This window comes from Streptomyces sp. NPDC093568, assembly GCF_044764945.1.
In the GTDB taxonomy this organism is placed as follows: domain Bacteria; phylum Actinomycetota; class Actinomycetes; order Streptomycetales; family Streptomycetaceae; genus Streptomyces.
Window position 1 is genome coordinate 519238 of the sequence record NZ_JBIWJD010000001.1, and the last position, 8740, is coordinate 527977.

Here is an 8740-nt window from a genome sequence, read left to right on the forward strand (position 1 = left end):
AGCTCAGGGACGGCTGGTGAGGTACCCGCCCATGGACGTGAAGTACTCGGTCGCGCCCAACTCACGGCCGTCTTCCGTCCGTACGCGCGTGATCGCCAGACCGTGATTGCGGCCGGTGCGGGCGTCGGCTCCGGCGACGATCACCACGCCGTCCCCCTCGCGATAGAAGATGCGGCCGGGAGTACCGCCGTAGCGGCCCTGGGAGACCACGGCGGCGAGGACCTCAAGTCGCTTGCCCTTGTGGAAGGTGAAGGCGCTGGGGTACGGCTCGGACTGGGCGCGGACCAGGCGCTGCAGGTCCTCCGCCGGCCAGCTCCAGTCGATGCGGATGTCCTCGGTGGACCGCTTGTGGAAGAAGCTGGCCTGGGACCGGTCCTGCTTGGTGAACTCCGTCTGCCCGGCGGCGATGAGGTCGAGCGCGCCGATGGTGACCGGGGCGATGAGGTCGACGGTCTTGTGGAAGAGGTCGGTGGCGGTGTCCGCCGGTCCGACCGGCACCGCCTCCTGCCGGACGATGTCGCCGGCGTCGAGCTCGTCGTTCATCATGTGCGCCGTGACGCCCACTTCGGGCTCGCCGTTGATCAGCGCCCAGATCAGCGGGGAGAAGCCGGCGTACTTCGGCAGCAGCGAGTCGTGCACGTTGAGCGTGCCGTGGCGCGGGAGGCCGAAGATGCGCGGAGGGATCCACGTCCGCCAGTTGTTGGCCACGATGATGTCCGCGTCGGCCTCCTTGAGGCGCTCGAACAGCTCGTCGTCGTCCGGGCGGTTGCGGATGACCACGGGGACGCCGTGCTCCTCGGCGAGATCGGCGACGGAGTCGCTCCAGATCTTCTCGTACGCGTGCTCACTCTTGGGGTGCGTCACGACCAGAACCACGTCGTGTTCGGAGTCCAGGAGGGCTTGCAGGGTGCGATGCCCCCAGGTCTGGTAGCCGAACATGACGACCCGCATGGGCTTCCTCCTCAAGGGCAGGGATGGACCGAGGGCAAGTAAAGCAAGGCTTGCCTAAGTGCACAACGGGCCCATGTGGCTTGGTACTTGAGCCTGACTTCGATGTCGGTGCCGATGCTTCCGATGTCCGGTCCGCCCTATCGACAGCTCCACAAGATTAGCTTAGGCTCACCTAAGTTCCCCGGTTTGCCGCTCCGTCAGCGTGCCCGCTCCTCGTACTTTCCCCACGCCTGACAGGCGACTGCCCCGCACGATGGGAGAGACATGTCACAGGTTCTTCCTGGTGACGCAACACCGGTACACGACCTCATTGGCATCGGCTTCGGACCGTCCAATGTCGCCATGGCGATCGCGCTCAGCGAGCACAACGCACGAGCCGCCGGCCAGGAGGTGATCACTGCTCAGTTCTTCGAGCAGCAGCCCTCCTTCGGCTGGCACCGCGGCATGCTCATCGACGACGCGACCATGCAAGTGTCCTTTCTCAAGGACCTGGTGACGCTCCGGAACCCCGCCAGCGAGTTCAGCTTCCTCTGCTACCTGAAGAGCAAGGGGCGGCTGATCGACTTCATCAACCACAAGAACCTGTTCCCGCTGCGGGTGGAGTTCCACGACTACTTCGAGTGGGCGGCGGCCAAGGTCGAGGACATGGTCTCCTACGGTCACGAGGTCGTCGGCGTCGCGCCGGTCGTCCGTGCCGGAGCCGTGGAGTACCTCGAGGTGACGGTCCGTTCGGGGGAGGGGCTCGTGGTCCACCGGGCCCGCAACCTCGTCATCGGTACCGGTCTGCGCCCCCTCGTCCCGGAGGGCATGGAGCGCGGCGAACGCGTCTGGCACAACTCCGAGTTACTCGCGAAGGTCGACGAGCTGGAGGGCACCTCGCCCTCGCGGTTCGTCGTCGTGGGCGCCGGGCAGAGCGCCGCCGAGAACGTCGCCTACCTGCACCGCCGCTTCCCCGAGGCCGAGATCTGCGCGGTCTTCTCCCGCTACGGCTACAGCCCCGCCGACGACAGCGGCTTCGCCAACCGGATCTTCGACCCCGCCGCGGTCGACGAGTACTTCGCCGCGCCCGAGAACGTCAAGCGCCGGCTGATGGACTACCACGGCAACACCAACTACTCCGTCGTCGACATCGACCTGATCGACGACCTGTACCGGCAGATGTACCAGGAGAAGGTTCTCGGCACCGAGCGGCTCCGCTTCCTCAACGTCTGCCGGCTCACCGACGTCAAGGAGACCCCGGACAAGGTCCGTGCCACGGTGACGTCCCTCGTCACCGGCGACGAGACGCCCCTGGACGCGGACGTCGTGGTCTTCGCCACCGGCTACAGCCCCGCCGACCCCCTCGGCCTCCTCGGCGAGGTCGCCGACCACTGCCTCCGCGACGACGAGGGCCGCGTCCGCGTCGAACGCGACTACCGCATCGCGACCGACCCCGACCTGCGCTGCGGCATCTATCTGCAGGGCGGCACGGAGCACACCCACGGCATCACCTCGTCGCTGCTGTCGAACACCGCCATCAGGGTCGGCGAGATCCTGGACTCGCTCCTCGACCGGGGCCTGAAGTCCACTGCCGACGAGGCCCGGACGGTCACCGACGGAACCGGCAGCGCCGCCCGTTAGTGCGCCCACTTGCCGGAATCCGCCAACAGGCCCGAACGTAGGGCATGTTGTGAGCACCGTCCTTCCTGAACCAAAGGGATAACGTACGTCGACATGGGCACGACCGCAGTGGAGCGCCCCGCGCTCAGGGGCACAGCACCGGCCCGTCGGCGACGGCTGGTGGGCTTGGGCACGCTGCTGGTGATCCTGGTGATCGCGGGTTTGGCGTCGCTGGCCGTCGGTGCGCGCGCGTTGAGTCCGGCCGAGGTGTGGCACGGGCTGTTCGCGGCGCCCGACTCCGACCAACGGCTCACCGAGATCAGGCTCATCGTGCAGACCGTGCGGGTGCCCCGGACGGTGCTCGCGCTCGTGGCGGGCATCGCCCTGGGCGTCGGCGGGGCATTGATCCAGGGGTACACGCGCAACCCGATCGCCGACACGGGCCTGCTGGGGGTGAACACCGGCGCCTCGTTCGCGGTGGTGTCGGTGATCGCCCTGTTCGGCTTCGACGACCCCTTCCAGTACGTCTGGTTCGCCTTCCTGGGTGCCGCGGCCGCCGGTGTCGTCGTGTTCGGGCTGTCGAGCATCGGCAGGGGCGCGGGCAACCCGTTGACGCTCGCGCTGGCCGGGCAGGGGGTCGCGGTCTTCCTCATGGCGATGACCACCGCGGTCGCGCTGTCGGACAAGGAGTCGCTGAACGCGCTGCGGTTCTGGAACGCGGGCTCCGTGGCCGGTGTCGGCTTCGACGTCATCTGGCCGGTCACCGGATTCATCGTGGTCGGGCTGGTGCTGGCGCTGACCACGTTGCCCACCATCAACCTGCTCAACCTGGGTGACGACGTGGCGCGAGGACTGGGCGTGAACATCGCGCTGAGCCGGACCGTCGGCATCACTGCCATCACCCTGCTGGCCGGCGCGGCGACCGCCGCGTGCGGCCCCATCGCGTTCCTCGGGCTCATGGTGGCCCATGTGGCCCGCTATCTGACCGGGCCGGACTACCGCTGGCTGGTGCCGTACGCCGGTCTGCTCGGAGCCGTCATCCTGCTCGTCTGCGACATCGTGGGCCGCTTGGTGGTGCGGCCGAGCGAACTGGACGCCGGTGTCCTCGTCGCCCTTCTCGGCGCCCCGTTCTTCGCGGTCCTGGTGTGGCGCGGAAAGTTCAGGAACGCATGAGCGGGAAGGACTTGCGGCCGAACAGGCCGGACCTCGAGCCGAACGGGGCGGATGTGCGGCCGAGTCAGGCGGACCTGCAGCCGGCGATGACGCCGGGCGTGCGTCTCGCGGGCGTGTCGTTCGTCTGGCGGCCCTGGCTCGTCCTCGTCACGCTGCTGCTGGCGGCGGCGACCTTCCTGGTGTTCTGCCTGTCCATCGGCGTCGGGGACTTCCCGATCGGGCTGGACCAGGTGATCGCCACCCTCCTCGGCCGCGGTGAACAGGTCGACGAGTTCGTCATCATGGACCTGCGGATGCCGCGTGCCCTGGCCGGGGTGGTCGTCGGGATCGCGCTGGGGGTGTCCGGGGCGATCACGCAGTCCATCGCCCGCAATCCGCTGGCCAGCCCGGACATCCTCGGGATCACCGGGGGCGCCGGCGCGGTCGCCGTCTTCCTGGTGACGGCGTCGGGCGGGACCGCCGCGGCGGTCGTCAACTCCGTGGGCCTGTCCGCGGCGGCGCTCGCGGGCGGACTCGGCACGGGTCTGCTGGTGTACTTCCTGGCCTGGCGGCGCGGGGTCGACGGCTTCCGGCTCATCCTCATCGGCATCTCGGTGAGCGCCGTGATGGAGGCCATCACGACCTGGCTGCTGGTGTCGGCCGACATCAGAGACGTCGCCCGGGCCCAGGCGTGGCTGGTCGGCTCGCTGGACGACCGCTCGTGGGACGAGGTACGGGTGGCGATCTGGGGCACGCTCGTCCTCATGGCCGTCGTGGCCTGCGTGTCCTTCCAGTTCAAGCCGCTGCATCTCGGCGACGACGTCGCCGCGGGCCTGGGCGTCCGGTACACGAGGGTGCGGGCGGTCCTGCTGCTGTGCGCGGTCCTGCTGGCGGGTGTGGCCGTGAGCGCGGCGGGCCCGGTTCCGTTCGTCGCGCTGGTGGCGCCGCAGGTGGCCATGCGGCTGGCGCGGTGCCCGACGCCGCCGATGGTGGCGTCCGGCGTGACGGGCGCCCTGCTGCTGATCGGCGCGGACCTCATCGCGCGCACGGCACTGCCGATCGGTCTCCCGGTCGGCGTGGTCACCGCCGCGATCGGCGGCCCCTTCCTTGTCTATCTGCTGGTGCGGGCCAACCTCAGATAGCCGGAGCAAAGGTCAGGAAGCGTGAACGGAGGGGGCCTGGTGGGCGCTCAGCACACAACAACCGAGATCGAGTCCGAAGTCGTCGACGCGGCACGGCTGTCAGCCGACGGCATCACGGTCGGGTACGGCGCCCGGACGGTCATCGAGGATCTCGACGTCTCGATCCCGTCCGGGGTCGTCACCACGATCATCGGGCCCAACGGCTGTGGGAAGTCGACCCTGTTGCGGACGCTGTCGCGGCTGCTCAAGCCGGCCAAGGGGACGGTCGTGCTGGACGGCGACGACATCGCACGGCTCAGGACCAGGGACGTGGCCAAGAAGCTCGGCCTGCTGCCGCAGGCGCCGGTCGCGCCGGAAGGGCTGACGGTGGCGGACCTGGTCGCCAGGGGCCGCCATCCGCACCAGAGCTGGCTGCGGCAGTGGTCGTCGGACGACGCAGACGTCGTGGAGCGCGCGCTGGCCATGACCGGGGTGTCCGATCTGGGCGACCGCCCCGTCGACTCCCTCTCCGGTGGCCAGCGTCAACGCGTCTGGATCTCCATGACGTTGGCCCAGGGCACCGACCTGCTGCTGCTGGACGAGCCGACCACCTATCTGGACCTGGCGCACGCGATCGACGTACTCGACCTGGTGGACGATCTGCACGAGTCGGGGTGCACCGTGGTCATGGTGCTGCACGACCTCAACCTGGCCACGCGCTACAGCGACAACCTCGTTGTGATGAGGGCGGGTTCGATCCTGGCGCAGGGGCATCCGCGTGACGTGATCACCGCCGAGCTGCTGGACGAGGCGTTCGGTCTGCGCGCCATGGTGATCGACGACCCGGTCGGCGACCGGCCACTCATCGTGCCGATCGGCCGCACACACGTCCAACTCCCGTAGATCCCCGTAAAGTTGGAGAAGTTAGGCTAGGCTTACCTCACCCGCCCACGCTAAGGTTTGCCTGCCCTTAGACGGGGGTGCAGTGGAAAGCGCGAAAGCAAGGGGAATGCGGATGCTCCTCACCAGAACGACGCGTACGAAGCCATGGCGGCGGCTGGCGGCCGTCCTGTCCGCCGCGACGCTCGGCGTCGGCCTCCTCGCGGGATGCGGTTCCGACTCGTCCGACTCGGCGGACAACGCCGGCGACGACAACTCGACCACCGCGGCAGGCGTATTCCCGGTCACCGTGGAGCACGCGTTCGGATCCACGAAGATCACCAAGGCTCCCGAGCGGGTCGTCACCGTCGGCTACACGGACGACCAGACCGTCCTGGCGTTCGGCATCAAGCCGGTCGGCATGACCGACCAGTACCCGAACCCGGCGGGCAAGAGCCCCGACATCAACACCCAGTGGCCCTGGGTGAAGGACAAGTGGGGCGGCGCCTTGCCCGAGGTCATCATGAAGAACGGTGACTCCGGCCCCAACTACGAGAAGATCGCCGCCCTGCGCCCCGACCTGATCATCGCGGTGTACTCCGAGGTCGACCAGGCCGCCTACGACAAGCTCTCCAAGATCGCTCCCACCGTCGGCCGCACCAAGACCGAGAAGGAGCCCTTCAGCGCGCCCTGGCAGGACAACGCGCTGCAGATCTCCAAGGCCCTCGGCAAGGCCGACGAGGGCGCGAAGATGATCGCGGACGTGCAGGAACAGCTCGACAGGGCCAAGAAGGACCACCCCGCGTTCGGGAAGGAGACCGCCGTCGCGCTGTCCTGGTACGAGAACTCGGTGGCGCCGTTCACCTCCACCGACGTACGCGGACGGCTGGTGTCGGGCATCGGCTTCAAGTACCAGACCGAGATCGACAAGGTCGCCGACGGCAGCTTCTACACCAAGCTCTCGCCCGAGCGCATCGACCTGGTCGACGTCGACCGCATCTTCGTGATCAACGACAAGGCGGACACGGACGCGCTGAAGAAGTTCAAGCTGTTCACCAACCTGGACGCGGTCAAGAACGGCAAGGTGTCGTACCTGCTGGACAGCGAGGGCCCGGCCGTCGGCGCGGCCATCTCCCAGGGCACCCTGCTCTCCATGCCGTACGCGATCGACGAACTCGTCAAGTCGGCCGGCTAGGTGTGAGCAGCACCGACACGCGGGTCGCCCCGGCAGCACTGCGCACGGCGACCGGACGCGAGGCCACCCGATGGGTCGCGGCGCACTGCCGCGAGGTGCCCTGGCTGACGGTCGCCACCGTGCTCACCACGGTGGCCGGGGCGGCGCTCCAGGTACTCCCCGTACTCCTGCTCGGCCGCGTGGTCGACGGGGTGGTCGAGGGCGAGGAGCGTTCGATCCTGGTCACGATCGGGGCGTTGACGGTGGCCGCCGCGCTGCTCGGCGCGGCGGCCACCGCGGTGTCGACGTATCTGATCGGGCGGCTGGGGGCGGACCTGCTCGCGCGGCTGCGCGAGGGCGCCGTCCGGGCGGTCCTCGGGATGCCGAGCGCGCGGATCGAGCAGGTCGGCCGGGGAGACGTACTGTCCCGGGTCGGTGACGACGTCGCCGTCATCTCCAAGGGCATCCGTACGGCCATCCCCACGGTGTTCTCGGCGGGCGTGCTGGTCGTCATCGCCACGGTCGGCATGTTCGGCCTCGACTGGCGGCTCGGCCTGGCCGGCGCCGGCGCGCTGCCCGCCTACGCGCTGGCCCTGCGCTGGTACCTCCCCCGGTCCGCCCCGCTCTACCAGCAGCAGCGGATCGCCCAGGCCGACCGCGCGCAGGCGCTGATCAGCGGCCTGAACGGGATCGACACGGTCCGGGCGTACCGCCTGGAGGACGCCTTCCGCGAGAAGGTCACCAGCGAGTCGTGGCGGGTGCGCAATCTCGGGATCGAGGTGTTCCGGTTCTTCGGCCGGTTCGTCGGCCGGGAGAACCGCGCCGAGTTCATCGGGCTGGTCCTCATCCTCGTGGTGGGATACGGCCTGCTGGAGACCGATGTAGCCAGCCTGGGCGAGGTGTCGGCGGCCCCCCTGCTGTTCCACCGGCTGTTCGTCCCGCTCGGTGCCATCATGTTCACCTTCGACGAGGCGCAGAAGTCGGGCGCGAGCCTGACCCGCCTGGTCGGGGTGCTGGCGGAGCCCACGGAGGACCGGCTGGTGGGCGACACGGCCGTCGGGCAGCCGGCCGGCGAGCCGTACGCGGTGACGGTGGAGGGGCTGACCTTCCGCTATCCCGGCGGAGAGGAGCCGGTGCTGCGGGATGTCAGCCTGAGGATCCCGGCCGGCGGTTCGCTCGCGCTGGTGGGCGCGACGGGTGCGGGCAAGACGACGCTGGCAGCGCTGATCGCGGGCATCGGCACCCCGCAGTCCGGGTCGGTGCGCATCGGGTCGACCGATCTCGCCGGGCTGGACGAGGCCGGGGCGCGCGCGCTGGTGAGCATCCTGACGCAGGAGACGCACGTCTTCTCCGGCCCGCTCGCCGACGACCTGCGGCTGGCCGCGCCGGACGCGACCGACACCGAGCTGACGGACGCGCTGCGCACGGTCGGTGCCGACGAGTGGGTCGAGGCACTGCCCGACGGGCTGAACACCCTGGTCGGGGAGGGCGGTGAGCGCCTGGACGTCACCAAGGTCGCCCAGATCGCCCTGGCCCGGCTGGTGTTGGGCCGGGCGCCGGTCGTGGTGCTCGACGAGTCGACGGCCGAGGCGGGCAGCGAGGGCGCCGCCGAGCTGGAGCGGGCCGTGCTGGCCGCGTGTTCGGGCCGTACCACGTTGTTCGTGGCCCACCGGCTGACCCAGGCGATGGCGGCGGACCGGATCGCGGTGCTGGACGCGGGCCGCGTCGTGGAGCAGGGAACGCACGAGGAACTGGTGGCTCTGGGCGGCCGGTACGCACGACTGTGGCGGGCCTGGCGAGAGGGCAGTTGAGCAACCCCTGAAGTGAGTTTGGCCGACTTTCGTACGGTGGAAGGAACGCGGAG

At 69.4% G+C, this 8740-nt stretch carries 7 protein-coding genes; 6 read left to right on the plus strand and 1 reads right to left on the minus strand.

All coding sequences use genetic code 11. The features are described from left to right. Positions 1–3: 3 nt before the first annotated feature. Entirely contained in the window at positions 4–951 is a 948-nt protein-coding gene (locus ACIRD7_RS02195; protein WP_403448542.1) for a methionyl-tRNA formyltransferase, read from the minus strand. A gap of 264 nt (positions 952–1215) precedes the next feature. On the opposite strand from ACIRD7_RS02195, the gene ACIRD7_RS02200 reads away from it, so the two are divergent. The 6 genes from ACIRD7_RS02200 to ACIRD7_RS02225 all read left to right on the plus strand — a co-directional run bounded on the left by ACIRD7_RS02200 (position 1216) and on the right by ACIRD7_RS02225 (position 8687). Continuing rightward, positions 1216–2571: a lysine N(6)-hydroxylase/L-ornithine N(5)-oxygenase family protein gene (locus ACIRD7_RS02200; RefSeq protein WP_403448545.1), complete on the plus strand. Its 1356-nt coding sequence runs from the start codon at positions 1216–1218 to the stop codon at positions 2569–2571. Positions 2572–2664: 93 nt separating this feature from the next. Next, positions 2665–3723: a FecCD family ABC transporter permease gene (locus ACIRD7_RS02205; protein ID WP_403448548.1), complete on the plus strand. Its 1059-nt coding sequence runs from the start codon at positions 2665–2667 to the stop codon at positions 3721–3723. After that, positions 3720–4844, plus strand: coding sequence for a FecCD family ABC transporter permease (locus ACIRD7_RS02210; RefSeq protein ID WP_403448551.1), 1125 nt, complete (start codon positions 3720–3722; stop codon positions 4842–4844). The genes ACIRD7_RS02205 and ACIRD7_RS02210 overlap by 4 nt, the downstream gene beginning before the upstream one ends. Positions 4845–4883: 39 nt before the next feature. Further along, entirely contained in the window at positions 4884–5726 is an 843-nt protein-coding gene (locus tag ACIRD7_RS02215; protein WP_403448554.1) for an ABC transporter ATP-binding protein, read from the plus strand. 112 nt (positions 5727–5838) lie between these two features. Further along, a complete protein-coding gene (locus ACIRD7_RS02220) occupies positions 5839–6897 on the plus strand; it encodes an iron-siderophore ABC transporter substrate-binding protein (protein ID WP_403448557.1) in 1059 nt (352 codons plus the stop codon). A gap of 2 nt (positions 6898–6899) precedes the next feature. Beyond that, the gene (locus tag ACIRD7_RS02225) at positions 6900–8687 is read left to right on the plus strand and encodes an ABC transporter ATP-binding protein (RefSeq protein ID WP_403448560.1); all 1788 of its coding nucleotides are present in this window, start codon (positions 6900–6902) and stop codon (positions 8685–8687) included. The last annotated feature ends 53 nt before the right edge of the window (positions 8688–8740 follow it).

Bases quoted from the DNA above. Each gene is read 5' to 3' on its own strand.
- ACIRD7_RS02195 (WP_403448542.1), bottom strand. From the start codon at position 951: ATGCGGGTCGTCATGTTCGGCTACCAGACCTGGGGGCATCGCACCCTG.
- ACIRD7_RS02200 (WP_403448545.1), top strand. From the start codon at position 1,216: ATGTCACAGGTTCTTCCTGGTGACGCAACACCGGTACACGACCTCATT.
- ACIRD7_RS02205 (WP_403448548.1), top strand. From the start codon at position 2,665: ATGGGCACGACCGCAGTGGAGCGCCCCGCGCTCAGGGGCACAGCACCG.
- ACIRD7_RS02210 (WP_403448551.1), top strand. From the start codon at position 3,720: ATGAGCGGGAAGGACTTGCGGCCGAACAGGCCGGACCTCGAGCCGAAC.
- ACIRD7_RS02220 (WP_403448557.1), top strand. From the start codon at position 5,839: ATGCTCCTCACCAGAACGACGCGTACGAAGCCATGGCGGCGGCTGGCG.